At 74.7% G+C, this 25,591-nt stretch carries 27 protein-coding genes; 15 read left to right on the top strand and 12 right to left on the bottom strand.

Going from position 1 to position 25,591, the window contains the following annotated elements:
• Positions 1-5: 5 nt before the first annotated feature.
• Complete coding sequence (locus tag BMY04_RS00660; protein ID WP_232506011.1) at positions 6-911, bottom strand: HhH-GPD family protein; 906 nt, start codon at positions 909-911, stop codon at positions 6-8.
• Positions 912-1,185: 274 nt separating this feature from the next.
• Here BMY04_RS00660 and BMY04_RS00655 point away from each other — a divergent pair, with 274 nt between their 5' ends.
• Positions 1,186-2,022, top strand: coding sequence for a hypothetical protein (locus BMY04_RS00655; RefSeq protein WP_091177215.1), 837 nt, complete (start codon positions 1,186-1,188; stop codon positions 2,020-2,022).
• 12 nt (positions 2,023-2,034) lie between these two features.
• Here BMY04_RS00655 and disA read toward each other — a convergent pair whose 3' ends face one another.
• From disA to BMY04_RS00630, 5 genes are all read right to left on the bottom strand, one after another.
• Complete coding sequence (gene disA / locus BMY04_RS00650) at positions 2,035-3,111, bottom strand: DNA integrity scanning diadenylate cyclase DisA (RefSeq protein ID WP_091177214.1); 1,077 nt, start codon at positions 3,109-3,111, stop codon at positions 2,035-2,037.
• A gap of 73 nt (positions 3,112-3,184) precedes the next feature.
• Positions 3,185-4,588, bottom strand: coding sequence for a DNA repair protein RadA (gene radA, locus BMY04_RS00645; RefSeq protein ID WP_091177213.1), 1,404 nt, complete (start codon positions 4,586-4,588; stop codon positions 3,185-3,187).
• Between the two features lie 3 nt (positions 4,589-4,591).
• Positions 4,592-5,707, bottom strand: coding sequence for a histidinol-phosphate transaminase (gene hisC / locus BMY04_RS00640; RefSeq protein WP_091177212.1), 1,116 nt, complete (start codon positions 5,705-5,707; stop codon positions 4,592-4,594).
• Between the two features lie 33 nt (positions 5,708-5,740).
• A complete protein-coding gene (locus BMY04_RS00635) occupies positions 5,741-6,376 on the bottom strand; it encodes a VOC family protein (protein ID WP_091177838.1) in 636 nt (211 codons plus the stop codon).
• A gap of 26 nt (positions 6,377-6,402) precedes the next feature.
• Positions 6,403-7,203, bottom strand: coding sequence for a DUF3109 family protein (locus BMY04_RS00630; protein WP_091177211.1), 801 nt, complete (start codon positions 7,201-7,203; stop codon positions 6,403-6,405).
• 42 nt (positions 7,204-7,245) lie between these two features.
• Here BMY04_RS00630 and BMY04_RS00625 point away from each other — a divergent pair, with 42 nt between their 5' ends.
• Positions 7,246-8,109, top strand: a complete 864-nt coding sequence (locus tag BMY04_RS00625) for a sugar phosphate isomerase/epimerase family protein (RefSeq protein WP_091177210.1) — start codon at positions 7,246-7,248, stop codon at positions 8,107-8,109.
• Here BMY04_RS00625 and BMY04_RS00620 read toward each other — a convergent pair.
• Positions 8,106-8,747: an alpha/beta fold hydrolase gene (locus BMY04_RS00620; protein WP_091177209.1), complete on the bottom strand. Its 642-nt coding sequence runs from the start codon at positions 8,745-8,747 to the stop codon at positions 8,106-8,108. The genes BMY04_RS00625 and BMY04_RS00620 overlap by 4 nt on opposite strands.
• 20 nt (positions 8,748-8,767) lie before the next feature.
• Positions 8,768-9,523 carry a CPBP family intramembrane glutamic endopeptidase gene (locus BMY04_RS00615; RefSeq protein ID WP_198409922.1) on the bottom strand — a complete coding sequence of 252 codons (756 nt, stop codon included), beginning with the start codon at positions 9,521-9,523 and terminating at the stop codon, positions 8,768-8,770.
• A 189-nt stretch (positions 9,524-9,712) separates the two neighbouring features.
• On the opposite strand from BMY04_RS00615, the gene BMY04_RS00610 reads away from it, so the two are divergent.
• The 4 genes from BMY04_RS00610 (at position 9,713) to BMY04_RS00595 (ending at position 13,277) form a co-directional block, all read left to right on the top strand.
• Positions 9,713-10,765 (top strand): aspartate-semialdehyde dehydrogenase, encoded by a 1,053-nt coding sequence (locus BMY04_RS00610; RefSeq protein WP_198409866.1) that lies wholly within the window; start codon positions 9,713-9,715, stop codon positions 10,763-10,765.
• 1 nt (position 10,766) lies between these two features.
• A complete protein-coding gene (gene proC, locus BMY04_RS00605; protein WP_269766178.1) occupies positions 10,767-11,624 on the top strand; it encodes a pyrroline-5-carboxylate reductase in 858 nt (285 codons plus the stop codon).
• Positions 11,621-12,787: an acetoin utilization protein AcuC gene (locus BMY04_RS00600; protein WP_232506010.1), complete on the top strand. Its 1,167-nt coding sequence runs from the start codon at positions 11,621-11,623 to the stop codon at positions 12,785-12,787. The genes proC and BMY04_RS00600 overlap by 4 nt, the downstream gene beginning before the upstream one ends.
• Positions 12,788-13,049: 262 nt before the next feature.
• Positions 13,050-13,277 (top strand): helix-turn-helix domain-containing protein, encoded by a 228-nt coding sequence (locus BMY04_RS00595; RefSeq protein WP_091177208.1) that lies wholly within the window; start codon positions 13,050-13,052, stop codon positions 13,275-13,277.
• A gap of 28 nt (positions 13,278-13,305) precedes the next feature.
• Here the strand turns inward: BMY04_RS00595 and BMY04_RS00590 are convergent, their stop codons facing one another.
• Both BMY04_RS00590 and BMY04_RS00585 read right to left on the bottom strand, forming a co-directional pair.
• Positions 13,306-14,763 (bottom strand): PepSY-associated TM helix domain-containing protein, encoded by a 1,458-nt coding sequence (locus BMY04_RS00590; RefSeq protein ID WP_232506009.1) that lies wholly within the window; start codon positions 14,761-14,763, stop codon positions 13,306-13,308.
• Between the two features lie 109 nt (positions 14,764-14,872).
• On the bottom strand, positions 14,873-15,508 hold the full coding sequence (locus tag BMY04_RS00585; RefSeq protein ID WP_139209692.1) for a hypothetical protein: 636 nt from the start codon (positions 15,506-15,508) through the stop codon (positions 14,873-14,875).
• Positions 15,509-15,550: 42 nt separating this feature from the next.
• Here BMY04_RS00585 and BMY04_RS00580 point away from each other — a divergent pair, with 42 nt between their 5' ends.
• Together BMY04_RS00580 and BMY04_RS00575 are read left to right on the top strand one after the other, a co-directional pair.
• Positions 15,551-16,009 (top strand): DUF2243 domain-containing protein, encoded by a 459-nt coding sequence (locus tag BMY04_RS00580; protein ID WP_091177206.1) that lies wholly within the window; start codon positions 15,551-15,553, stop codon positions 16,007-16,009.
• Positions 16,006-16,827, top strand: coding sequence for a cytochrome c oxidase assembly protein (locus BMY04_RS00575; protein WP_091177205.1), 822 nt, complete (start codon positions 16,006-16,008; stop codon positions 16,825-16,827). Before BMY04_RS00580 ends, BMY04_RS00575 begins: the two co-directional genes overlap by 4 nt.
• On the opposite strand, the gene BMY04_RS00570 is transcribed toward BMY04_RS00575, so the two are convergent.
• The gene (locus tag BMY04_RS00570) at positions 16,765-19,866 is read right to left on the bottom strand and encodes a glycoside hydrolase family 2 TIM barrel-domain containing protein (RefSeq protein WP_232506008.1); all 3,102 of its coding nucleotides are present in this window, start codon (positions 19,864-19,866) and stop codon (positions 16,765-16,767) included. The genes BMY04_RS00575 and BMY04_RS00570 overlap by 63 nt on opposite strands.
• Positions 19,867-19,984: 118 nt before the next feature.
• Between BMY04_RS00570 and BMY04_RS00565 the strand changes: the two genes are divergently transcribed.
• The 4 genes from BMY04_RS00565 to BMY04_RS00550 are packed head-to-tail and all read left to right on the top strand — an operon-like array spanning position 19,985 to position 22,408.
• On the top strand, positions 19,985-20,086 hold the full coding sequence (locus BMY04_RS00565) for a 30S ribosomal protein bS22 (protein ID WP_042842924.1): 102 nt from the start codon (positions 19,985-19,987) through the stop codon (positions 20,084-20,086).
• A gap of 37 nt (positions 20,087-20,123) precedes the next feature.
• Positions 20,124-21,164 carry an NAD-dependent epimerase/dehydratase family protein gene (locus BMY04_RS00560; protein WP_091177204.1) on the top strand — a complete coding sequence of 347 codons (1,041 nt, stop codon included), beginning with the start codon at positions 20,124-20,126 and terminating at the stop codon, positions 21,162-21,164.
• Positions 21,157-22,047 (top strand): lysophospholipid acyltransferase family protein, encoded by an 891-nt coding sequence (locus BMY04_RS00555; protein WP_091177203.1) that lies wholly within the window; start codon positions 21,157-21,159, stop codon positions 22,045-22,047. The genes BMY04_RS00560 and BMY04_RS00555 overlap by 8 nt, the downstream gene beginning before the upstream one ends.
• A 16-nt stretch (positions 22,048-22,063) precedes the next feature.
• On the top strand, positions 22,064-22,408 hold the full coding sequence (locus BMY04_RS00550) for a hypothetical protein (protein WP_091177202.1): 345 nt from the start codon (positions 22,064-22,066) through the stop codon (positions 22,406-22,408).
• Here the strand turns inward: BMY04_RS00550 and BMY04_RS00545 are convergent.
• A complete protein-coding gene (locus BMY04_RS00545) occupies positions 22,386-23,273 on the bottom strand; it encodes an HAD family hydrolase (RefSeq protein ID WP_170853927.1) in 888 nt (295 codons plus the stop codon). The genes BMY04_RS00550 and BMY04_RS00545 overlap by 23 nt on opposite strands.
• A gap of 33 nt (positions 23,274-23,306) precedes the next feature.
• On the opposite strand from BMY04_RS00545, the gene BMY04_RS00540 reads away from it, so the two are divergent.
• Genes BMY04_RS00540 through BMY04_RS00530 form a run of 3 tightly spaced genes read left to right on the top strand, consistent with a single transcriptional unit; the run spans position 23,307 to position 25,559 of the window.
• On the top strand, positions 23,307-23,588 hold the full coding sequence (locus tag BMY04_RS00540) for a glutaredoxin family protein (protein ID WP_091177830.1): 282 nt from the start codon (positions 23,307-23,309) through the stop codon (positions 23,586-23,588).
• A gap of 22 nt (positions 23,589-23,610) precedes the next feature.
• Positions 23,611-24,291, top strand: coding sequence for a redox-sensing transcriptional repressor Rex (locus BMY04_RS00535; RefSeq protein WP_232506007.1), 681 nt, complete (start codon positions 23,611-23,613; stop codon positions 24,289-24,291).
• Positions 24,288-25,559, top strand: a complete 1,272-nt coding sequence (locus BMY04_RS00530) for a glutamyl-tRNA reductase (protein ID WP_091177201.1) — start codon at positions 24,288-24,290, stop codon at positions 25,557-25,559. Before BMY04_RS00535 ends, BMY04_RS00530 begins: the two co-directional genes overlap by 4 nt.
• Positions 25,560-25,591: the final 32 nt, after the last annotated feature.

Below are 25,591 nucleotides of genomic sequence, written 5' to 3'. Positions count from 1 at the left end.
TCAACCTACGGCCCGGCGACTCCGGCACCCGGCCCGCCCGGCAGCGCCCAGCGCCGCTCATCCGTGAGCATCCCCGCCGCCCGTGCGGGCACCACGAGGCCGTCGTGGACGAGCGAGCCGAGCGCGCGCTCGCGCTGCACGGCGTCCGGCCACGCGCGCGTCAGCTCGGCGTCGTCGACCGGCTCGTCGCTGCTGCGCAGCACGGCCAGCAGCGCTCCCCGGCACTGACGGTCCGTCCCCTCGTACGTCTGCCCGCGCCGCGGCGGCCCGTCCCAGGCCGGGTGGCCCGCGTGACGCCACGCGCACCGGTCGGCGACCGGGCAGGCGTCGCAGCGGGGTCGACGCGCCGTGCAGACGACGGCGCCGAGCTCCATCGAGGCGACCGCCCACCGAGCCGCCAGCGCTGGCTCGTCGGGCAGGTAGGCCTCGGCGACCGCGGTCTCGGCCCGCGTCGGGGTGGCGCCCGGGTACGCCTCGCCCGCGTGCAGGCGGACCAGCACGCGCCGGACGTTGGTGTCGAGGACGACCGCGCGGCGCCCGAACGCGAAGCTGGCCACCGCGGCCGCGGTGTAGGAACCCACCCCGGGCAGGCTGCGCAGGTCGTCGAGGTCGGCGGGCACCTCGCCGCCGAAGCGTTCGGTGATGGCGACCGCGGCGCCGTGCAGCCGCAGGGCCCGGCGCGGATAGCCGAGCCGGCCCCAGGCGCGTACCGCCTCGCCCGACGGGGTCGCCGCCAGGTCGGCCGGGGTCGGCCATCGTTCCAGCCAGCGGGCCCATGGTTCGCGGACCCGCTCGACCGGCGTCTGCTGGAGCATGAACTCGCTGACCAGGACCGCCCACGCGCTCGTCCCCGGACGCCGCCACGGCAGGTCACGGGCGTTCGCGTCGTACCAGGCGACGACCGTGCCCACGGTCTCCGCTCCGTTCGGAGGCGTCTCGCGCTCCACCCTGATGCCTTCCTCGCTCCTCCGCAGGACCGGCGCGTGAGCCGCTGGTGGTCAAGCCTACGGACGCGTACGAGTGCTGCGGCCCTCGGCGACCACTGGTCGAAGGCGGGTCGACCAAGCCACATGTCGCGCTCCCAGGTGACCGGTGGGCGGCCGGCGGAGGAGAGCGCTCAGGCGAACCCGGAGGTGCGCGGCGAGCCTGAGCGACCGGACCGGGAGGCGTCCTTAACCTCGGGCCATGAGCAGCGTCCTGCACCCGGTCGGGCCCGAACCGCGGGAGCGCTACTGGGTGCGGCGGGTCGCCGTGCTGGTGGCCGCGGTCGTCGCGATCGGGATCGTCATCGCCCTCGTCGGGAACGCCATGAGCGCGGGTTCGGCGGTGCAGGCCGAGCCGGCGCCGCCCAGCGTGTCCGCGCCGACGCTGCCGCCGACGCCCTCCGCGAGCCCGAGCGCCGAGGCGACCGCCAGCCCGACGGCGTCCGGCTCGCCCACCCCGGGCTCTGCGACCCCCTCCGCCGCCGCGCCGTCCTCGGCGGCGCCCACGCCCAGCGACACGGTGACGCCCGACCCCAAGCAGAAGCCGAAGTCGGAGCGCTCGACGCCGCCGACCTCGACGGACAAGAAGAAGGCCGAGCAGCAGGCCGCCGAGAAGAAGGCCGCGGCCAAGAAGAAGAAGGCCGCGACGGTGCTGGCCTCCTGCCCGGCCGACGACGTGCGCTCCACGCTCACCGGGCCGCGCAAGGTCAAGGCGGGCAAGTCCGCGAAGTTCTCGCTGTCGCTGATCAACGGGTCCGACAAGTCCTGCTACGCCAAGGTCACCGGCGCGAACTTCCGCCTGACGATCGTGTCCGGCTCGGACCGGATCTGGTCCTCCGAGGACTGCCCCAAGGCGGTGCCCGCGCAGAGCCGCAAGCTCACGCCGCAGAAGTCGGTCGACTGGACGATGCGCTGGGACGGCACGCGCTCGGGCAAGGGCTGCAAGGAGCGCAAGGAGTCGCCGGAGGCCGGCTACTACTGGGCGATCGCCAACTTCGACGACGCCCGCGAGGTCCGCTGGCGCCTCATCCTGACCTGAGCCCGGCCGGGCTCAGTCCAGACGGTCGCTGTACGCCGCGTCGGCCAGCCGCAGCAGGCCGTCGCGGATGATGCGGGCCCGGCTCTCGCCGACGCCCTCCACGTCCTGCAGCTCGGCGATGCTCGCCCCGAACAGGGCCTGCAGGTTGCCGAAGTGCTCGATCAGCCGGACGCCGAGGGCCGCGGGCAGGCGCCCGATCTGCGCGACCTGGCGGAAGCCGCGACTCACGACCCGGCCTTCGAGGTTGACGACCGGGCCGAAGCCGATGGTCCGCGCCACCACGGCCGGCTCCACCAGCTGGGCCGTGCTCAGGCCGCGGAGGTGGCCGAGCGAGAAGTCGGCCTCCTCGTACGGGCGGTAGTCGCGCTCCAGCAGCTCGGGCAGCCGGGCGAAGTCGACCGCCAGCTCGGACAGCTGCAGGGTGAGCAGGCGACCGTCGGACCCGAGCTCGAGGACGTAGCTCTCGATCTCGTCCTCCAGCCGGCGCACCATCTCCAGGCGCTGCGCGACCAGGGCCACGTCGCGCACGGTGACCGCGTCCTGGACCTCGAGCGAGGAGAGCCGGGAGATGACCTCGGTGAGGCGGCCGCGGTAGCGCTCGAGGGTCTGCAGCGCCTGGTCGGCCCGGTTGAGGATCTGGGCCGAGTGCTCGACGAGGTGGCGCTGGTCGCCGAGGAACAGCGAGATCGTCGCCATCGAGGAGGACACCGAGACGACGGGCAGCCCGGCCTGGCGGGCGACGCGCTCGGCGGTGCGGTGCCGGGTGCCGGTCTCGACGGTCTCGACCGACCGGTCGGGCATCAGGTGGACGCCGGCGCGCACGATGCGCGAACGGTCCTCGCTGAGGACGATGGCGCCGTCCATCTTGGCCAGCTCGCGCAGGGCGGTGGCCGTGAAGGCCACGTCGAGCGCGAACCCGCCTGTGGAGATCTCGTCGATCACCGCGTTGTCGCCGAGCACCACCAGGGCGCCCGTCCGCCCACGGAGGATCCGCTCCAGGCCGTCGCGCATCGGGGTGCCGGGCGCGAGCGCGCGCAGCTCGTCCAGCAGCGCCGGGTGCACGCCGCCGTCGCCCTCCGTGCCCACCATCCGACGCTCCCGAGTCGTCCTGCGGCCCACCCCGCAGCGGGCCGCGGCCGATTCTAAGGCCGACCGGGGCGCCTCACCCGCGCCTGAGCCCCGCCGCCGCGAGCGCGTGGGCGAGCGTCGGCACGGCGTGCACCCGCATCCCGCCGCGGTCGGTCGTCGCGAGCCGCCGGGCGTCGACGAGCTTCTTGCTGCCCGGCGGGGCCTCGGTCGGGACCAGCGCGTCGGTGAACCCGAGCCGCCCGGCCTCGGCCAGCCGCCGCTCCGTCCCCGGCACCCGGCGCAGCTCGCCGGCGAGCCCGACCTCGCCGATGGCGATGGTCCGCGGCCCGAGGGTCGCGTTGGTGGCGGCCGACGCGACGGCCACGGCGATGGCCAGGTCGGCCGACGGGTCGGACACCCGGGCGCCCCCGACGGTCGAGGCGTAGACGTCGCGCCGCCCGACCGGGACGCCGCAGCGCCGCTCGAGCACGGCCAGCACCATCGACACCCGGCCGACGTCGAGGCCGCTGACCGTGCGGCGGGGGCTCGGCAGCTCGGTGGGCGCCACCAGCGCCTGCAGCTCGGCGAGCAGCGGGCGGCGGCCCTCCATCGTCACCGTGACGCACGTGCCCGGCACCGGCTCGGCGTGCTGGGAGGTGAACAGCCCGCTCGGGTCGGTCACCTCGACGATGCCGGTCTCCGCCATCTCGAAGCAGCCGACCTCGTCGGCGGGGCCGAACCGGTTCTTCGTCGCGCGCACCATCCGGAACCCGGAGTGCCGGTCGCCCTCGAAGGCCAGGACGACGTCGACGAGGTGCTCCAGCAGCCGGGGTCCGGCGATGGCGCCGTCCTTGGTCACGTGGCCGACGATGACGACGGCCATGCCGCGGCGCTTGGCCACCCGCACCAGCGCACCGGTCACCTCGCGGACCTGCGTCGGGCCGCCCGGGGAGCCCTCCGCCTCGGCCGTCCCCACCGTCTGCACCGAGTCGACGACGAGCAGGGACGGCGCGACCTCCTCGATGTGGCCGAGGACGGTGCCGAGGTCGGTCTCGGCGGCCAGGTAGAGCTCGTCGGCCAGGGCGTGCGTCCGGCCGGCGCGCAGCCGCACCTGGGCCGCCGACTCCTCGCCGGAGACGTAGAGCGTGCGCCGCCCCGCCTTGGCCCAGCGGGCCGCGACCTCGAGCAGCAGCGTCGACTTGCCCACGCCCGGCTCGCCCGCGAGCAGGACGACCGCCCCTGGCACGAGCCCGTCGCCGAGGACCCGGTCGAGCTCGCCGACGCCGGTCAGCGTGCGGGCGGCGAGGTCGGGGTCGACCTTGGCGATGGGGACGGCCTTGGCCGTGGGGGCCTGCGACTTGACCTGGGCCAGCTTGGGCGCCCCGGCCTCGACGACGCTGCCCCAGGTCTGGCACTCGCCGCACCGGCCCTGCCACCGCACCGTCGTCCAGCCGCACTCGGTGCAGTGGAAGCCGGGCCTGCTCGCTGTCTTCGGCACGGCTCAGACGGTAGGCGGGACCTCTGACAGTTCCGCCGAGCCGCGCCCGAGCCGGGCCGCGACGTCGAGCACGCGGGCGTTGGCCTCGGGCTCGCCGACGGTGATCCGGACCCCGTCGCCCGGCTGGCCGGACACGTACGGGCGCACGACCAGGCCCGCCTCGGCGAACGTCGCCGCGACGTCGGCGGTCGCGCCCTCGGCGGGCAGCCAGACGAAGTTGCCCTGCGCGTCGGGCACGTCGAGCCCGCGCTCGCGGAGCCCGGCGAGGAGGGCGTCGCGCCGCTCGACGAGCGCGGCCACGCGCTCGAGCAGGGCCGCCTCCTGCTGCAGCGAGGCCAGCACGGCGGCCTGCGCCGGCAGCGACACCCCGAAGGGCAGCGCCACGGAACGCACCGCCTGGGCCAGCCGCGGCTCGGCGACGCAGTAGCCGACGCGGAAGCCCGCCAGTCCGTACGCCTTGGAGAACGTCCGCAGCACCACCACGTTGTCGTGGCCCTGCGCCACCTCGAGCCCCCGCACCGCGGCCGGGTCGGTGACGAACTCGACGTACGCCTCGTCGACGACGACCAGCACGTCGTCGCCCACCGCCTCGACGAAGCGCAGCACCTCGTCGTGGCGCAGCGCCGGCCCGGTCGGGTTGTTGGGACTGCAGAGCAGCACCGCGCGGGTGCGCGGGCCGACGGCGGCGAGCATCGCGTCCAGGTCGTGCTCGGCCCCGGTCGCCAGGGGCACGCCGACCCAGCGGGCGCCGGTCAGCAGCACCGAGATCGGGTACGCCTCGAAGCTGCGCCAGGCGTGCACGACCTCGTCGTCCGGGCCGCAGACGGCCTGGAGCAGGTGGTAGAGCACGCCCACCGAGCCGGTGCCGAAGGCGAGCCGGTCGGCCGTGACGCCCAGGCGGGCGGCGACGGCCTCGGCGACCAGGGCGTTCGCGATGTCGGGGTAGCGGTTCATCGAGCGGCTCGCCTCGGCGACCGCGTCGAGGACGCCGGGCAGCGGCGGGAACGGGTTCTCGTTGCTCGACAGCTTGTAGGTGACCAGGTCGTCCCGCTCGGGGGCGGGACGACCGGCGACGTACGCGGGCAGGCCGGAGACGGCCGGGCGGAGCGGGACGGGCATCAGGTGCTTTCCGGCGTCGGAGGGGGTCGGGCGTCAGACCCGGACGAGGCCGTTCGGCGTGGTGAACACGGCGGCCACCACGCCCGGCTGACCGTTCGGCGCGACCCACTCGATGTCGAGCTGGTCGAGCACCAGGTTGGCCTTGCCGCCGAGCCACTCGTCGACGCGGTCGTGGTCGCCCGCGATCTCCAGCTTGGACAGGGCCACCTCGCCGCCGCCGGCGGACGGGTGCTGCCCGGGGTCGCTCAGCCACTGCACGAAGAACGGCAGCTGCGGGTCGCTCTGCAGCCCCTTGACGCCGAGCTGGCGCCACCTCAGCTGGTGCCCCTCGGGGGTGAACCGGCTGCCGTCGACCGCCGTGCGGCCGAGCCGCTGCTCGAAGGGCCCGAGGTCGTCGACCGACACGACCCAGCCGAGCCAACCGCCGCCGTCCTCGGAGCGCGCGCGGACCGCCTGCCCGAAGGGCGCCTTCTCCGCGGCCGGGTGGTCGAGCACCTCCACGACCTCGAGGTACTGCCCGCCGGCCAGGGGCAGGATCCGGTTGCGGGTGCCGAAGCGCGGGTGGAAACCGCCCTCGACGAAGCGGGCGCCGAGCTGTCCGCCGAGCCGCCGCGTGGTCTCGTCGAGGCCCTCCGGCCCGGCGGCGAAGGCCAGGTGGTCCAGCTGCATCCGCGTCCCCTGCGTCGTCCCCTGCATCAAACCAGTCTCGCCTCCGGCCCGCTCCCGGCCCGAACCGGGTCCGCGGGGTGGGCGAGGCGACGCCCGCGCCGCGTCTCGAACTCCTCGCACAGCCCCACCAGCACCGCGTACGCATCGTCGCCCATCAGCGCGCGCAGCTCGACGGCGTTGGTGCGGTAGACCGGCTCGTCCGCCACATGGGCCTCGGTGCTGGAGGAGCAGTACCAGTCGAGGTCGTGGCCGCCGGGGCCCCAGCCGTCGCGGCCGTACTCGCCGATGCTGATCTCGAGGTAGGTCGTGTCGTCGGTGCGGGTGACGTTGCGGTACTGGCGGCGCTGCGGCAGCTGCCAGCAGACGTCGGGCTTGGTCTCGGTGAGCGGCAGGCCGACGTCGAGGGCCAGCTTGTGGAGCGCGCAGCCCGTGCCGCCGGCGAAGCCCGGACGGTTCAGGAACACGCACGCCCCGTCGTGCACGCGCGTCTTGCGGGCGGGTTCGGTGCCGGCCGGGAGCCCGGTGGTGTCCTCCAGCTCGACCCAGCCGTCGCGCAGCCCGACGTCGCGCAGCTGCCACTGCTCGGCGGTCAGCGCGTCGGCGGCCTCGGCCACCCGCTGCTCGTCCTCCTCGTCGGCGAAGTGGGCGCCGAGGGTGCAGCAGCCGTCGTCGGGCCGGTCGGCGTAGATGCCCGGGCAGCCGCGGCCGAAGATGCAGGTCCAGCGCGAGGTCAGCCACGTCAGGTCGCAGCGGAACACCTGGTCGGGGTCACCGGGGTCGGCGAACTCCGTCCACGCCCGCGGGAAACCGACGCTCACCTCCGGCATCAGGCCAGCACCTCGAGCATCGGGTCAGCGTAGTCTCGCAGGGTGACAGCGTCTGACGCCTCGGGCCAGCACGTCCCCGGCCCGCCGAAGGTGGCGCTCTCCACCTCCTCGGTCTACCCCGAGGGCACCTCCAGCGGCTTCGAGCTCGCCCGCAAGCTCGGCTACGACGGCGTCGAGCTGATGGTCGGCATCGACGCGGTCGCCGCCGACATCGACGCGGTGGAGAAGCTGCGGGACTACCACGGCGTCCCGGTGCTCGCCGTGCACGCGCCCTGCCTGCTGATCAGCCAGCGCGTGTGGGGGACCGACCCGTGGGCCAAGCTCGACCGCTCCGCCGAGGCCGCGATCCGGCTCGGCGCCGACGTCGTCGTCGTGCACCCGCCGTTCCGCTGGCAGCCGGAGTACGCCCGCGGGTTCGTCGCCGGGATCGAGCGGCTCAACCGCGAGTACGACGTCACCTTCTGCGTCGAGAACATGTACCCCTGGCGCACGCCGGGCCGCGAGGTCAAGGCGTACGTGCCCGGCTGGGACCCCACGGAGCTGGCGTACGAGCACCTGACCCTCGACTTCTCGCACGCCTCGACGGCGCTGCAGCAGTCGATCGACCTCGCGAAGTCGTGGGGCGACCGGCTGCGGCACATCCACCTGACCGACGGAACCGGGTCGCGCAAGGACGAGCACCTGATGCCCGGCTACGGCGACCAGCGGGCGGGGGAGACCCTGACCTGGGTGGCGGAGAACGGCTTCGACGGCCACGTCGTGCTCGAGGTCAACTCGCGCAAGAGCGGTTCGCGCAGCAAGCGCGAGTCCGAGCTGGCCGAGGCGTTGGAGTTCACCAGGTCCCACCTGGCCGCGGGATCGCGGTCGTTCGCGGTGGACGCGAGCGGCAGCGCGCAGGAGCGCTAGACCGCGAGGCGCTCGAGGAACGGTGCTGCGGCGTCGACGAGGGCTGACGGGTCGCGCGCGACCCAGCCCTCCCGGGCGCCCGGCACGACGACGAGCTCCGAGCCGGGCAGCACCGCGGCGAGGCGGCGGCTGGGCCCCTTGTTGATGACGTCGCGCTCCCCGAGCAGGACCACCGCCGGCACCGCGACCCGGGAGGCGAACGGGGTCCAGTCGACGGTGCGGACCTGGTCGAGCAGCTCCAGCACCCGGCGCTGCGGCCCGTGCAGCTGCTGGACGCGGCTGACCGGCAGCAGCCCGTACGCGGCGTCGGCGATCCCGCGGCGCTCGCGGTCGACGACGCGGCTGGCGGTGGTGAGCACGAGGGCGGCGACGCGCTCGGGGTGGTTCGCGGCGAGGTGCAGCGCGACCATCGCGCCGTAGCCGCTGCCGCACAGGACCGCCCGGTCCGCACCGGCGTCGGACAGGCCGGCCAGCACGGCGAGCCCCGGCGACTCGAGCACCACGAGGCCGGGCGAGGGGGTGAGGTCGGGCAGCAGGGCCGTGCGCCCGCCCGCGGCCCAGGCCTGCTGCCAGGCCTCCTCGCTGCCGCCGGCCGACGTGGCGGGGCGCAGGACGACGGCGGGGGCCTGGGTGGTCACGTGATCATCCTCGCCCACGATCAGAGCCAGCTGACGTGCGGCGCGATCAGCGCGTAGCCGACGAACGCGGCGACGTCGAGCAGCGTGTGGGCGACCACCAGCGGCGTCACCCGGCGCCAGCGCAGGAAGACCAGCACGAAGATCACGCCCATGATCAGGTTCCCGACGAAGCCGCCGTAGCCCTGGTAGAGGTGGTACGACCCGCGCACGACCGCGCTCAGGGCGACGACGGCCGGCAGCGACCAGCCGAGCTGGCGCAGCCGGACCACGAGGAAGCCGACCATGATCACTTCCTCGAGCGCCGCGTTCTGCGCCGCGGACAGCACGAGGACGGGGATGGTCCACCAGCTGTCGCCGAGCCCCGAGGCCTGCACCTGCGTGTTGAACCCGAGCGCCCGCGCGCCGAGGTAGAGGCCGAGACCCGGGATCCCGATGCAGGCGGCGATCAGCCCGCCGCCCAGCAGGTCGGTGCTCGGCCGCGGTGGGACGAGGCCGACGAGGCGGCCGGCGGGCGGGTTCGTCGCGTTGAGGAGGTAGAGCGCGAGGAGCACCGGCACCATGGCGAACCCGATGCCGACGAGCTGGTAGCCGAGGTCGAGCCACGGCCGGTCGGGCGTGGCCGAGGCGTTCAGCGTCGAGGTCTGGGACGCCAGCGGGACGCCGCGGGTCTCGCGCTCGACGATCGACAGGATCGAGTAGACCGCCGAGCGGCCGAGCGACAGGCCGAGCACCAGGAAGATCTCGAAGCCGTAGCGGCTCCGCAGCCCGTCCGGCAGGGGCGGCGGGTCGAAGGCCAGCCCGCTGAACCGGTCCCGCAACGCCAGCGCCACGCGCCCATCCTGCCCGGCGCCACCAGGGTGGCGCCGCCAGACCGCGACGCCACCCGCGCAGGCGGTGCGCGTGACGGACACGCGCCTCACCCGCACGCTGGAAGGACGGCGGCCGGGTGTAAGGGAGCACCTAGGGTGGGTCCCATGCGCGTGGGTGTGTTCGGGGCGACGGGTCAGGTCGGCGGCGTGATGCGCACGCTGCTTGCCGAGCGATCGTTCCCGGTCGACGAGATCCGGTTCTTCGCCTCGGCCCGCTCGGCGGGCAGGACCCTGCCGTGGGCCGGCGGCGAGGTCGTCGTCGAGGACAGCGACACGGCCGACCTGAGCGGCCTGGACGTCGCGCTGTTCTCCAACGGCAAGGCCGCGTCCAAGGCGCTCGCGCCGCGCGTGGCCGCCACCGGGGCCGTCGTGATCGACAACTCGTCGGCCTGGCGGATGGACCCCGAGGTCCCGCTCGTCGTCTCCGAGGTCAACCCGGACGACGCGCTCGAGCCGCCCAAGGGCATCATCGCCAACCCGAACTGCACCACCATGGCCGCGATGCCGGTCCTCGGCCCGCTGCACCGCGCCGCGACCCTCGTCCGCCTGCAGGTCGCGACCTACCAGGCCGTGTCCGGCTCCGGCGGGGTCGGCGTCGCGGAGCTCGACGGCCAGGTCCGCGCGGTCGCCGACCAGGCCGCCGCCCTCGCCTTCGACGGCCGGGCGGTCGCGATGCCCGCACCGCAGACCTACGTCAAGCCGATCGCGTACAACGTCCTGCCGCTGGCGGGCTCGGTCGTCGACGACGGTTCGCTGGAGACCGACGAGGAGCAGAAGCTCCGCAACGAGTCGCGCAAGATCCTCCACATCCCCGACCTGCGCGTGGCCGGCACCTGTGTGCGCGTGCCGGTCTTCACCGGCCACTCGCTGGCCGTGCACGCCGAGTTCGCCGACGACCTGAGCCCGGAGGAGGCCACCCGGCTGCTCGCCGAGGCCCCGGGCGTCGAGCTGTCCGACGTGCCGACCCCGCTCGACGCGGCCGGGCGCGACCCGAGCTACGTCGGCCGCATCCGCGTCGACCAGTCCGCGCCGGAGGGCAAGGGGCTGGTGCTGTTCATCAGCAACGACAACCTGCGCAAGGGCGCGGCGCTCAACGCCGTGCAGATCGCCGAGCTCCTCGTCAAGAGGCTCGCGGGCAGCCGGGCCTGACGTGAGCGCCCCCGTGACCGACGCGTCGCCTCCGGTACGCCGACTGGCCCTGCTGGGCGCCGGGGTGATGGGTGAGACCGTCCTCTCCGGCCTCATCCGTGCCGGCTGGGAGCCGGGGTCCGTCGTCGCCACCGACCGGCGCCCGGAGCGGGCCGCCGAGCTCGAGGCGGCGTACGGCATCACGATGACCTCCAACGTCGAGGCCGTGCGCGGCGCGGAGACCGTGCTCCTCGTCGTCAAGCCGCAGGACATGAGCGGCCTCCTGGCCGACATCGCGCCGGCCCTCGCGCCGTCGACGCTCGTGGTGTCGATGGCGGCGGGCGTCGACACCGAGACGCTGGAGGGCGGCCTGCCGTCGGGCCAGCCCGTCGTGCGCGTCATGCCGAACACGCCGGCGCAGGTCGACGAGGGCATGGCCGCGATCAGCGCCGGTTCGTCGGCGACGACCGACCACCTCGACCGGGTGCGCGACATCCTCTCCGCGACCGGTCGGGTCGCCGTGGTCCCCGAGCGCTACCTCGACGCCGTGACGGCGATCTCCGGCTCCGGGCCGGCGTACCTCTTCTTCGTCGTCGAGGCCATGATCGAGGCCGGGGTGCACCTCGGGCTGCCGCGCGACGTCAGCACCGAGCTCGTCGTGCAGACCATGCTCGGCTCGGCCAAGCTGCTCCGCGAGAGCGGTGAGCACCCGGCGATCCTGCGCGAGCGCGTCACCTCCCCGGGCGGCACGACGGCCGCGGCCCTGCGCGAGCTCGAGGACCACAAGGTGCGCGCCGCGTTCCTCACCGCGATGGAGGCGGCGCGCGACCGCAGCCAGGCCCTCGCCGCCTCCGCCCGTCAGCAGCGGACGGGCGCGTGACCGACGGCGCCGGACGCCCGGGCACCCCCGTCCTCGTCTACTCCGACGCGCTGACCGGCTACGACTTCGGCAAGGACCACGCCATGTCGCCGGGCCGTGTCGAGGAGGCGGTCGGGCTGGCCCGCTCGCTCGGCGTCCTCGACCACCTCGACGTGGTGGCGCCGCCACCTGCGGACGACGCCCTGCTGGCGACCGTGCACACCCCCGCCTACATCGAGGCGGTCCGACGCTGCCAGCCCGACCCCGAGCACGGGCTCGGGACGACCGACAACCCGGTCTTCCCGGGCATGCACGAGGTGTCCTCGCAGGTCGTCACGGCGACCGTCGAGGCGGCTCGCCAGGTCTGGGAGGGCGGCGTGCTCCGGGCGAGCAACATCGCCGGCGGGCTGCACCACGCCATGCCCGACAAGACGAGCGGCTTCTGCGTCTACAACGACGTCGCGGTCGGCATCCGCTGGCTGCTCGACCACGGCGTCGAGCGCGTGGCGTACGTCGACGTCGACGTTCACCACGGCGACGGGGTGCAGACGGTCTTCTGGGACGACCCGCGCGTGATGACGGTCAGCCTGCACGAGACGCCGGCCTGCCTGTTCCCGGGCACGGGCTTCCCGACCGAGATCGGTGGTCCGGGCGCCCTGGGCAGCGCCGTCAACGTCGCCCTCCCGCCGGGCACCAACGACTCCGGCTGGCTGCGGGCCTTCCACGCGATCGTGCCGCAGGTCCTCGCGGCGCACCGCCCGCAGGTGCTCGTCACCCAGCACGGCTGCGACTCGCACGCCCACGACCCGCTCGCCGACCTCGACCTCACGGTCGACGGGCAGCGGGCGTCGTACCTCGCCCTCGCCGACCTGGCCGACGAGCTCTGCGAGGGCCGCTGGGTCTCCACCGGCGGCGGCGGGTACGCGGTGCTGCACATCGTCCCGCGGGCGTGGACCCACCTGCTGGCGATCGTCGGCGGCGAGCCGCTCGACCCGGAGACCCCGACCCCGCAGTCCTGGCGCGACAAGGTCGGCGAGTACGCGCCGCTGACGATGGGCGACGGCGTCGAGGTCTCCTACCGCGACTTCGACGGCGGCTTCTCGCCGGACAGCCGGCTCGACCAGGCGATCATGGCCACCCGGCGCGCCGTGTTCCCCGAGCTGGGCATCGACCCCGGCTTCTAGGTGCAGGGAGCCCGAGCCCCTATTAGCGCCCGCGGGCACGGGCGGCGCACCCGGGCGCGCGCACGGGTACGGGCGCGCGGCGCAGGCTGCGCCTCAGAGAACTCGCGCTTCTGATGGGTCAAGCACCGGGTTCGGCGTGTTCCAAGATTTTCCTGTGAAGTGCCTATCCCAGGAGCCTCGCTTACCACTACTCTCACACCAGTGCTCGCGTGACGCCGGAGGGGAAGCCCGGCGCCGACGGCACAGAAACGAGCGCACGAGCATGGTGGACCCGACCCCCGGTGGCGTCAGGCCGATCGGCGGAGACCTGTCGAACGTCAATTTCCTCACCGTCGCCGAGGTGGCGGCGCTGATGCGCGTGTCGAAGATGAGCGTCTACCGCCTCATCCACGGCGGCGAGCTGGAGGCCGTCCGGTTCGGCCGCAGCTTTCGCGTCACGGAGAAGGCGGTCGACGCCTACCTCAAGGGCTCGTACTACGAGACCGGCTAGGCCCCGCTCCTGAGCTCTGACCGAGCCCTCACGGTCGCACCGCGAACCAGCGGCTGAGCGCCGGCACCCGGCGCAGCACCAGGTGGTCGGCCAGCAGCACCAGCAGCAGGCTCGCGCCGAACAGCGGCAGGAACACCCCCAGCGCGACCAGCGCGACCACGAGCGCGGGCGTCGTCCGCAGCGGCAGCCGGGCGCGTGGGGCGCCGAGGGTGCCGTCCCTGGGCCGCCGTCGCCACCACATCAGCGGGCCCGAGACGCACATGAACAGCACGAGCACGCACAGCGCGGCCGAGCCGACCATGTTCGCCGTCCCGAGGTGGCGCCCCTCGTGCAGCGCGATGCCGTGCGCCACGACCTTCGCCAGCACGGGGTAGTCCGCGTAGCCGTACGTCGACACCACCTCGCCGCCGAAGCGGCCCACGTGCACGGTGCGCTCCGCCGTCGGGTCGCCGAACGCGTAGCCGATCACCGAGAACACCCCGTCCTCGGTCTCGGGCAGCGCGACGGTGAGCGGGCGGGCGAGCCCGGCGCGGGCGGCGACCAGGACCGCCGTGTCGACGTTGGCGACCGTGCGCTCGTCGTCCTCCGACGGCGCCGGGCCCGAGGTGGGCCGCTCCGTCCCGCCCAGAGCCCACGGGACGTCGCGGCTGTGGCTGTGGGGGAGCGACTCGTCGAGCGTCGAGGTCGGGCTGGACACGGCACCGGGGTCGTCGGACCAGAAGGAGGTGCCGCCGCGCGTGGCCAGCTGCTGCGCCTGCGCGCCCCAGACGCCCGTCCACGGCAGCCCCGTGACGAGCACCGCGAGCAGGGCCACGCCGAGGACCGCGCCGCCGAGGGCGTGCCGCTGGCGCAGCCGCGCGTCGCGCAGCCGGGTGGAGCCGCCGGGCCGGCCGGCCGCCGTCCGCGCGTGCCGCAGCACCCGTCGCCGGGCCTTCCACCCCCGCACGAAGAGCAGGTAGCCGGTGAGCGCCAGCACGATGCCCCAGCAGACGGCCACCTCGATGACGGCGTCGCCGACCCAGCCGGTCATGAGGTTCGCGTGCAGCCGCACGGCGGTGCCGCTGAGCGTCGTGTCCGGGTCGAGCGACCCCAGGACGCGCGCGTCGTACGGGTCGACGAAGACGTCGCGCGTGGAACCGTCGGGCAGCGAGAGGCTGAAGCGGGTCGACGAGCGCGGGTCGGCGGGCTCGGTGACGGAGACGAGGGTCGCCCCGGCGAGCGCCGGGTCGGTCCCGACCCGCTCGACGACCTGCTGCTGCTGGACGGCGTACGGCATGAGGGAGCCGTCCTGCGCGGGTTCGACGCGCATCAGCGAGGGGTGCAGGGCGGGCTCGAGCTGGAAGCGGAAGAGGTAGATCAACCCGGTCGCGGCGAGCACCGCGAAGACGGGGACGACGAGGAAGCCGGCGTAGAAGTGCCAGCGCCAGAAGGGCGCGAACCAGGAGCTGCGCCGGGAACGTTCGGGTGCGGGCGCAGGGGCGCGCACGGGGGTCAGGACAGGAGCGGTCAACGAAACCTCGCGGGAGGACGGGACGGCGACGCCGCACCCGTACGCGGGCCGGCGCTCACCGAGGAAGGACAGTCGGACGCCGGCCTCAGCCGGCGGCGACCACCGGGGGTCCGCGGGGGCCGGCGACGAGCCAGGAGGGGTCGGGCCGCAGCCGCGACGACACCGCGCCCACGAGAACGACGGCGACCGAGCGGCGGAGCCGGAGGGAACAGCGCAGCCCGGCGGCGACCGCGACGGAGTCCGCCGCCCGCCACAGCCACGCCTCGCCGCGGGCCAGCAGCCAGGCGGTCGCGAGCGTCGCGACCAGGTGCGCCAGCACCATGGCCCAGCCCGGGGACGCCATGTCCATGGCGGGTGCGCCGAGAGCGTGCAGGGCCGTGGGGTCCAGGCCGTGGACCGCAGCCGCGTGGCCGGGGCCGTGCTGCCCGGCCGCCAGGTGCACGTGGGCGGCGCCGCCGGCCACGCTGAACAGCGCGTGGAGCAGCACCTGCTGCCCGGCGAGCAGCAGGGCCAGCACGACGAAGCGGCAGCGGTGGGCGGTGACTACGGCCGCGGCGAGGCCGAGCAGGACCGTGGCGACCGCGAGGACGCCGGCGCCGGGCAGCGTGCCGCCGCCGACGACGTGCGCGCCGCTCGCGAGGACCAGGGAGAGCCCGCCGAGCAGCGTCGCGCGCGCGAGGCGGACGCGGCCGGCCGTCGGCCCCACCGCCCGTCCGCTCACCTGCGACAGCATAGGGACGACCGCGACCAGGAGGTTCCGCTCGTGACCGCACGACCGTCCGGCCAGGCCGGGCGCAGCACGGCCTCGGGGGGGCTGGCCGGGCTCGGACTGGTCGCCTTCGTCGACGAGACCGTGTTCCACCAGCTCCTGCACTGGCACCACTTCTACGACCGTTCCACCGCCGACGCCGGGCTGGTGTCGGACGGGATCTTCCACGCCTTCGGCTTCGTGGCCGTCGTGACGGGGCTGTTCCTGCTCGCCGACCTCCGCCGGCGCCGCACCCTCGTGGTGGGGCGCTGGGTCGGGGGCGTCCTGCTCGGCGCGGGCGCCTTCCAGCTCTACGACGGCCTGGTGCAGCACAAGGTCTTCGGCCTGCACCAGATCCGCTACGGCGTCGACCTCGTCGCCTACGACGTCACCTGGAACGTCCTGGCCGCCGTCCTCCTCCTCGCCGGCGCCGTGGTGACGCTCCGCGCACGCCCCGCCGCCGTGACGGCGTGACCCACGAGCACCCCGCGGGCACGGTCGACCTGCTCGCCGTCCTCGGCCCGGTCGTCGGGCTCGTGGCCCTCGCGGCGTACGCCCTCGCGGTCGTGGCCAGCCGCCGCCGCGGTCGTTCCTGGCCGCTGTCCCGCAGCCTGGCCTGGACCGCCGGCTGCCTCACCGCCACGGCCGCGGTGAGCGGACCGCTGGCCACGGCGTCCACGATGAGCTGGACCGCCCACATGGCCGGGCACCTGCTGCTCGGGATGCTCGGCCCGCTGCTGCTCGTCCTCGGCGGCCCGGTCACGCTCGCCCTCCGCGCGCTCCCCGTGACGGGTGCACGGCGGCTGAGCCGCGTGCTCCGGAGCCGTCCGCTGCGCGTCCTCACCGAACCCTCGGTCGCCGCCGTCCTGGACGTCGGCGGGCTCTGGCTCCTCTACGCCACCCCGCTGCTCGCCCTCGCCCACGCGCACCCGGGGGTCGGCCTCCTCGTGCACGCGCACGTGCTGCTCGCCGGCCACCTCTTCAGCGCGGTGATGGTCGGCCGCGACCCGCTGCCGCACCGGCGCGGGACGCGGCACCTCCTGGTCGTGCTGGTGCTCGCCCTCGCGGCGCACGACGTGCTGGCCAAGCGCCTCTACGCGTACGGGTACGCGCCGATGAGCATGGCCGACCTGCCGCAGGGCGCGCAGCTCATGTACTACGGCGGCGACGCCGTCGACCTGCTGCTCGCGGTGCTCGTGTGCCTGCGCTGGTACCGCGCGGGCGGCCGGTCAGGGCAGCGCCAGCTCCACCTCGAACGCCCGCGCCCCGGGCCACAGGGCGTGCTCGGGTAGGACGTCCATGCCGCACGCCCGGCTCCCGACGCCGTGCACGGCGTCGTCGAGGAACAGGTGGGTCGCCGTCGGCGCCGGCAGCTCGTACGGGTGGCGCGCCCGGTCGACCTGCTGAGGCGTCCACGGGCTCAGCGTGAAGCCGGGCCGGTGCCCGTCGGCGGCCGCACGGGTGCGCACCACCAGCCGCGGCGCCCCGGCGTCGCTCAGCACCAGCTCGCGCAGCGACGCCCGGTGGCCCGTCTCCTGCGGGCGGGAGTAGCGCACGCCGAGCTCGTCCACCCGGCCGGAGAACCGGCCGACCCGCGCGGCGTCGTGGGTGTCGGGATAGCTCTCGTCCGGCCCGGTGCCGAACCACGTGGCCCGCTCGAGCGCGAGCGGGAGGTCGAGCCGCACGCCGGCGCGCGGCCAGGTGCAGTCCCAGGCCGGGTCGGGCTGGAGCTCGACGCGCAGCCGGACCCCGTCGTCGGTGGTCTGCCAGCGGTAGGTGACCTCGACACCGAGCGCGCGGGTGGCACCGGCGACCCGCACCCGCACCTCCGCCTCGTCGCCGTCGGCCCCCTCGCGGACGTCGCGGACCCGGTGCAGCAGGCGGTCCAGCCCGCGTTCGCGCCAACGGGCGGCCGACGACGGGCCGGGCGCACCCTCGCCGTGGGTGTCCTCGGGTGCCCCCAGCTCGTACGAGCCACGCTCGCTGCTGCGGTCGTTGTCCGTCGGGGCGCGCCACAGCTCGAGCCGCGGCCCGGAGACCTCCAGGTCGCCGAGCCGCGTCAGCAGGCCGGTGGCGAGGTCGAGCTCCGCCGGGCCCAGGCGCACGTTCCCGGAACGTCGCGCAGGCCGCAGCCCGGTCGACGTCCACGACCGCCCGGCGCGCGGTACGGGCGCCGGCGGCGTCAGGTCCCACTGCCCGGTCGCGATGACGTGCCCGGCGGGCGCCCACGGCGTGGCGTCGGCCTGCTCCACCCGCACGGTCAGCCACGTCTCGACGCCGCGCTCGTCGGACGCCTCGAGCAGCGCCGGCGGCAGGGCGATGCCGGCGGTCTCGCCCGCGGGGACGGGCAGCGCGTCGATCCGCACGGGCGTGTCGGCGACGCCGTCGACCTCGCGCACCCCGACGAGCCGGAACCGTGCGGTCGTCGCCGAGTGCTGGCGGTTGGCGACGCGCAGCGTGGAACCGTCGCGGCCCAGCCGTACGGGAGCGTTCACCTGCGCCCACTCCGCGAGGCCGGGCGTGGCGGTGCCGTCGGGCAGCACCATGCCGTCCATGACGAAGTTGCCGTCGTGGACGACCTCGCCGAAGTCGCCGCCGTAGGCGAAGTAGTCGCCACCGTCGGGTGTCCGGGCCAGCAGCCCGTGGTCGCGCCACTCCCAGACGAACCCGCCGTGCAGCCGCGGGTGCTCCTCGAACAGGTCGTCGTAGGTCCGCACCCCGCCGGGCCCGTTGCCCATCGCGTGCACGTACTCGCACAGCACCGTCGGGCGCTGCCGGATGCGGACGCCCTCCGCGGCCGAGCGCAGGTAGCTGACGAAGCCGGACTCCGACCCGATCGCCGCCGTCTCGGCGTAGTTCGGGTACATCCGGGAGTAGAGGTCGGTGTAGGCGCAGCTGTGGTCGCCCTCGTAGTGCACCGGGCGGCTGGGGTCGCGCCGGTGCACCCAGTCGCTCATCGCCGCGAGGTTGCGCCCGTCGCCCGCCTCGTTGCCGAGCGACCAGACCACGACGCTGGCGTGGTTCTTGTCGCGCTCGACGGTGCGCTCCATGCGGTCGAGGTACGCCTCGGTCCACGCTGGGTCGTCGCTCGGGTTGCCGCGCCAGTCGGTGAAGACGAAGCCGTGCGTCTCCAGGTCGCACTCCAGGACCACCCAGAGGCCGATCTCGTCGGCCAGGTCCAGCACGCGCGGGTGCGGCGGGTAGTGGCTGGTGCGGATCGCGTTGACGTTCGCCCGCTTCATCGCCAGCAGGTCGGCGCGGGCGAAGTCCTCGTCGAACATCCGCCCGCGCTCCGGATGCGTCTCGTGCCGGTTCATGCCGCGGAAGACGAGCCGGTCGCCGTTGACGAGGAGCCGGTCGCCGACCACCGCCACGTCGCGGAACCCGAGCCGCAGGCTCACCGTCTCCCCGCTCGAGCTGACGCTGGCCGCGTACAGGCGCGGCGACTCCGCGGTCCAGGGCTCGACGTCGCCGACGGCGAACGGCCCGAGGTCGGCCGCCGACGCGAACGTCCGCTCGACGCCCAGCTCCGGCACCCGGACCGTCACCGGGTACGCCTCGGCTCCGGCGACCAGGCGCGGGTCGACGGTTCCGGTGCCGCTCGTCCGGCTCACCCGGGTGTAGCCGGTGGCGAGCCAGACGTCGTCGAGCGACCCGACGGGGCGCTCGAGCAGGGTGACCGAGCGGAAGATGCCGGGCAGCCACCACTGGTCCTGGTCCTCGACGTAGCTCGCGGCCGACCACTGGTGGACCCGGACCGCGAGGACGTTCTCGCCGGGCCGCAGGGCCTCGGTGACGTCGAGCTCCTGGACCAGCCGGCTGCCCTTGCCGATCCCGACCTCGACGCCGTTGAGCCACACGCGGTAGAGCGACTCGACCCCGTCGAACCGGACGAGGGTGCGTGCGCCACCGCGTGCTTCCGCCTCGTCGGTGACCCAGGCGGGCGCGGTGAACCGGCGCCGGTGGTCGCCCGTCGGGTTGTCGTCGGGCACGTGCGGCGGGTCGACGGGGAAGGGGTACTGCACGTTCGTGTAGGCCGGGGCGCCGTAGCGGCGCTCGCCCGAGGGGTCGCCGTGCAGCACCCAGTGCGACGGCACGGGCAGCGTGTCCCAGGCGGCGTCGTCGAAGGCCGGGTCCGCGAAGTCCGGGCGCCCGGGGTCAGGGTCGAGGCCCACCGGGGAGGGCGACCAGCGGAAGCGCCAGTCGCCGTCGAGGCTCAGCGAGCCGGCGTCGGTCGCGAGCCAGGCCCGCGCCCGGCTGCGGCGACCGCAGCCCGGGCCGGTGTCCTCCAGGTACGCGAGGGGGTGCAGGTCTGCCGGTGACGCGTCCACGACTTCGACGTTAGCGGTCGCGCCAGGTAGGCTTCCGTGGCCGTCGGTGAACCGGCGCGCCAATCTATTTTCGTACGTCGTCCGGGGCCAGGCTGTCTCGGGAACGAGAGGGTCTCACGTGGGTTCGGTCATCAAGAAGCGACGCAAGCGCATGGCGAAGAAGAAGCACCGCAAGCTGCTGAAGCGCACGCGCATCCAGCGTCGCCGCGCCGGCAAGTAAGCACCGGCGCACCAGCGCCACCTGAGGGCGGCAGGGGATGACGCGCAAGGTCCTGGTCACCGGGGCCTCGCGCGCCCTCGCCGCCCGTTTCGCGCGCTCGCTCGCGGCGGACCCGGAGTTCGAGGTCATCGGGGTCGACCTGATCCCGCCGCGCGACGACCTCGGCCTCGCCTCGTTCGTCCGGGCCGACATCCGCAGCCCCGCCGTCGGCCGGGTCGTGGAGGCGCGCGGCGTCGACACGGTCGTCCACATGGCCGTGACCTCCGCGCCCGCGGGCGCGGTCGGTCGGCAGTCGAGCGAGGTGGCGAAGGAGATCAACGTCATCGGCACGCTCCAGCTCCTCGCCGCGTGCCAGCGGGTGCCATCGGTCCGCAAGCTCGTCGTGCAGAGCTCGGTGTCGGTGTACGGCGCCTCCCCTCGCGACCCCGCCTCCTTCACGGAGGACGACTCGGCGCGCGTGTCGCCCAGGACCGGCTTCGGCAAGGACACCATCGAGATCGAGTCGTACGTCCGCGGATTCGCTCGCCGGCGCCCCGACGTCGTCGTGACCACGCTGCGCCTCGCCGCCCTGATGGGCGCGACGGTCGACAGCCGCATCGCGCGCTACCTCGCGCTGCCGGTCGTGCCGCGGGTGCTCGGCTTCGACGCGCGGCTGCAGTTCCTCCACCCGGACGACGCCGTCGGCGCGCTCGAGCACGCGGTGCGCGAGGACGTGCCCGGCACGTTCAACGTGGCCGCGCCCGACGTGGTCACCCTCGGCCAGGCGCTGCGCCGGATGGGCCGTCCGACCGTCGGCGTGCCGCGGGGGAGCGCGTCCAGCGTCGCGTCGCTGTTCCGCGGCTGGCGCGGCGCGGACTTCTCGGCCGACCAGATCGACGCACTCACCTACGGTCGCGTCATGGACACCTCCCGCTTCGCGGCGGCCGGCTTCGTCCCGACCCGCTCGAGCGCGGACGCGCTGGCCGAGTTCGTCGCGGCGTCGCGTCCCGGGCTGCTGTCGGCCGAACGGGTCGAGGGCGCGGTCGGCGCCGTGACCCGCTTCGCGCGGGGCGTCGAGGAGCGGGCGGGCCGTGCCTGACGCGGAGGTCGTCCGGCTCGAGGACTGGGCCGACCGGCACCGCGGCGCCGAGGACACCCCGGCCGCGCGCGAGGCGCTGGCGCGGTTCCTGCGCCGCCGCCTCGAGGGCGACTACCCGGTCGACGAGTTCGGCTTCGACGTCGAGCTGACCGAGCAGGTGTTCCTGCCACTGCTGCGCCCGCTCGTCCGGTCCTGGTTCCGCGTGGAGCTGCGCGGCGCCGAGAACCTGCCGACCACCGGCCCGGCGCTCCTGGTGTCCAACCACGCGGGCGCGCTCCCGCTCGACGGCATGGTCCTGCACTCGGTCGTGTTCGACGAGATCGGCCGGCACCCGCGGATGCTGGGGGCCGACCTGATCTTCTCCACGCCCTTCTCAGCCGACCTCGCCCGCAAGACCGGCACGACCCTCGCCTGCCCGGAGGACGCCGAGCGCCTGCTGCGGGCCGGCGAGCTGGTGTCGGTCTTCCCCGAGGGCTTCAAGGGGCTGGGCAAGCGCTTCGCCGACCGCTACAAGCTGCAGCGCTTCGGACGCGGCGGCTTCGTCTCGACCGCCGTACGGGCGTCGGTCCCGATCATCCCGGTCTCGATCGTGGGCTCGGAGGAGATCTACCCGCTGCTGGGCCGGCTGCCGACGCTCGCCCGCGCGTTCGGGTGGCCGTACTTCCCGCTCACCCCGACGTTCCCGTGGCTCGGGCCGCTCGGGATGGTTCCGCTGCCCAGCAAGTGGGTGATCGAGGTCGGCGAGGCGATCGCCACCGACGAGCTCCCGCCGGGCGCGGCCGACGACCCCATGGTGGTCTTCGACGTCACCGACCAGGTCCGCGAGACCATCCAGCAGACCCTCTACACGCTGCTCATGCAGCGTCGCGGCACCTTCTTCTGAGCGGCGCGACGACCTCGTGTACGCCCCCATCGCGGTGCTCGTCGCCGCCACCGCCCTGTTCGCCGCCGGGATCGTCTGGCGCCGCGTCCGCCGCCCCGGTGCCCCGGCGGCCACGACCGGCCTTGGCGCGCTCGACCTCGACCAGCTGCAGGGCTTCGTCTTCGTCGGCTCCGGCACCCTCGTGCTGCTCGCGGTCGCCGTCGTCGTGGTCGGCCTCACCGGGCGCGCGGGCCAGGCGGAGGCGATGGGCGTGCTCGGCCTGATCGCCTACCTGGTCTACCTGCTCGTCGCGGTCGCCCTCATCTCTCGCACGGCGAGGCGCGCGGCGCGGCGGGCGGTCAGCGGCGGAAGAAGCGCGTGACCGCCACGCCGGCGGCGACGGCCCCCGCCGCCGCTCCGGCCGCGCCCGCGCCGAGGAGCCCGAGCCGGGCCGCGCGCCGGCCGCGGCGGAAGTCGCGGACCTGCCAGTCCTGGTCCTCGGCGTGCGCGGCGAGGCGGCGGTCCGGGTTGATCGCGCACGGGTGGCCGACCAGCGACAGCATCGGCAGGTCGTTGTAGGAGTCGGAGTAGGCGAAGCTGCGGCTCAGGTCGAGCGAGTGCTCCGCCACGAGGTCGCGGACGGCGTCGGCCTTGGCGGGCCCGTGCAGCATCTCGCCGACCAGACGCCCGGTGTAGACGCCCTCGACGTGCTCGGCGATGGTGCCCAGCGCCCCGGTGAGGCCGAGGCGGGCGGCGATGATGCCCGCCATCTCGATCGGCGCGGCCGTGACGAGCCAGACCTGCTGACCGGCGTCGAGGTGCAGCTGGGCGATCGCGCGGGTGCCGGCCCAGATCCGCTGGGCCACGAACTCCTCGTAGACCTCCTCGCTGACCTGGGTGATCTCGGCGACGGTGTGGCCCTCGATGAAGGCGAGCATCGTCTCCCGGGCGTCGGCGACGTGGGCCGCGCTCTCCTTGCCGACGGCGCGGAAGTAGGTCTGGAACCACAGGGCCTTGGCGATCGTGCGCGCGTCGAAGAAGCCGCGGCGGTAGAGCCCCTTGGCGAAGTGGAAGATCGACGCGCCCTGGACGATCGTGTTGTCGAGGTCGAAGAACGCGGCGGCCCCGGGGTCGGGCTGGATCACGGCCTGGCCGCGCGGCTCCCGTTCGAGCCGCACCGCCCCGGCGCCGTGCGGGAGCGCCTCGGCCTCCACCCCGTCCGGCAGCCCTGCCTCCGGCGCGTCCACGGGCGCCAGCCTAGGCGGTGGGAGACTGCAGGCGTGGAGCCCACCGACCCCGCCCGTCCGCCGCGCGTCCGGCTGCTCGTGCGCGAGGGCTGCCACCTCTGCGACGAGGCGCGCGCGGTCGTGCAGGCGGTGTGCGACGAGACGGGGGAGGCGTACGAGCTCCTCGACCTGGACCGCGCGGCCCAGGACGACCCCGCCCTGCTGCGGCGCTACACCGACGAGGTGCCCGTGACCTTCGTCGACGGCGCGCAGCACGACTACTGGCGCGTCGACCCGGCCCGGCTGCGGGCGGCGCTCGCGCGCCCTCGGGCGTAGGCCGGCTGCGTAGAGTGGGCCGGTGATCTCGGACCTGCTGCCGGGTCCCGGCGCAGGGACGAGGCCGGCGCGCGGCGTGCCCTCGGCGACCGTCGCGCGGCTGCCCGTCTACCACGAGGCGCTCCAGCGGCTGTTCGCCGGGCACGTCGAGGTCGTCAGCAGCGCCGCCCTGGCGGAGGCGGCCGGGGTGAGCCCGTCGCAGCTGCGCAAGGACCTGTCCTGCCTCGGCACGTACGGCACCCGCGGCGTCGGCTACGACGTCGCCCGCCTGCAGCGCCAGATCGCCACGCACATCGGCGCCGCCTCCGAGTGGCCGGTGGTCGTCGTCGGCGTGGGCCACCTGGGCACGGCGCTGGCCAACTACGCCGGCTTCGCGGCGCGCGGCTTCCGCCTCGTCGCCCTCGTCGACCCCGCACCGGAGCGGGTCGGCACCACGATCCAGGGCATCGAGGTCTCCGACCTCGCCGACCTGGAGGAGGTCGTCCGGAACACGGGCGCGGTGATCGCGGTCATCGCCACGCCCGCCGAGGCGGCGCAGGACGTGACCGACCGTCTGGTGCATCAGGGAGTGACGAGCATCCTCAACTTCGCGTCCACCGCACTGGTGGTCCCTGAAGGAGTCAACGTGCGCAAGGTGGACCTCGGCCAGGAGCTCGCGATCCTGGCGTTCCACGAGCAGCGCAAGGTGGAAGAGGCCGTATGAGCATCCTCGCGGTGAGCGTGTCGCACCGCTCGACGTCCGTCGCGCGCCTCGCGGCGCTGGCGATGGACCGGGCGACGGCGGCCAAGCTCGCGCAGACGCTGGTCGGCAGCGAGCACATCGACGAGGCGGTCGTTCTGTCGACGTGCAACCGCACCGAGCTGTGGGCGTCGGTGTCGCGCTTCCACGGCGGCCTCGACGACGCCGTGCTCGCGCTGTCCGACCTGGCCGGGGAGCCGGTCGACGAGCTGCGCGCCATGGCCCGCGTCTTCTTCGACGAGGGGGCCGTCGCGCACGCGTTCTCGGTCGCCTCCGGGCTCGACTCGGTCGTCGTGGGGGAGAGCCAGATCCTCGGGCAGGTGCGGGCCGCGCTCGCCCTGTCGCAGGAGCAGGGCACGGTGGGCACCGTCCTCAACGCGCTGTTCCAGCAGGCCATCCGCGTCGGCAAGCGCGTGCACACCGAGACCGGCGTCTCGGGCGCCGGCCGCTCGATGGTGACCGCCGCGTACGACCTGCTCGTCGAGGCGCAGGGCGAGCTCGACGACCGGCGCGTCCTCGTCGTGGGCGCCGGCGCGATGGCGGGGCTGGCCGCCCGGACCGCGGCCGCCGCGGGCGCGCGCGTCACCTGCGTGAACCGCACCTTCGAGCGCGCGCAGCGGCTCGCCGACGTGGTCGGCGGGCGCGCGGAGCCGCTGGAACGGCTGTCGGCCGCCCTGACCGAGGCCGACGTCGTCGTCACCTGCACCGGGGCACGCTCGCTCCACCTCGACGCGGCCGACCTCGCCGGCACGCCGGTGACGGCCGCCGTCGACCTGGCGCTGCCCGCCGACATCTCCGCCGACGTGACCTCGCTCGGCATCCTGCTGGTCAACCTCGACCTGCTGGTCGCCACCCGCTCGGAGACCGCGACGCCCGAGGTCGAGGCCGCGCGGGCGCTCGTCCGCTCCGAGGTCCACGACTTCCTCGGCGCACGCCGCGCCGCCGCGGTCGCCCCGACCGTCGTGGCGCTGCGGTCGATGGCCTCCCAGGTCGTGGCCGCCGAGATGAAGCGCCTCGACGCCCGGGTGCCCGGCCTCGACGACCACGAGCGCGACGAGGTCGGCCGGACCATGCGCCGCATCGCCGACAAGCTGCTGCACCAGCCCACGGTGCGGGTCAAGGAGCTCTCCGCCGACCCCGACGCCCTCGACTACGCCGCCGCGCTGCGCGAGCTCTTCGCCCTCGACCCGCAGACCGTCGCGGCCGTCATGTCAGCCGAGACGAACGCCTAGCCCCCGCCCCGAACGGGCAGGATGAGGCCCGT

The sequence above is a fragment of the Microlunatus flavus genome (assembly GCF_900110855.1).
Taxonomy (GTDB): Bacteria; Actinomycetota; Actinomycetes; order Propionibacteriales; family Propionibacteriaceae; genus Microlunatus; species Microlunatus flavus.
This window is presented reverse-complemented; position numbering and strand designations above follow the sequence as displayed.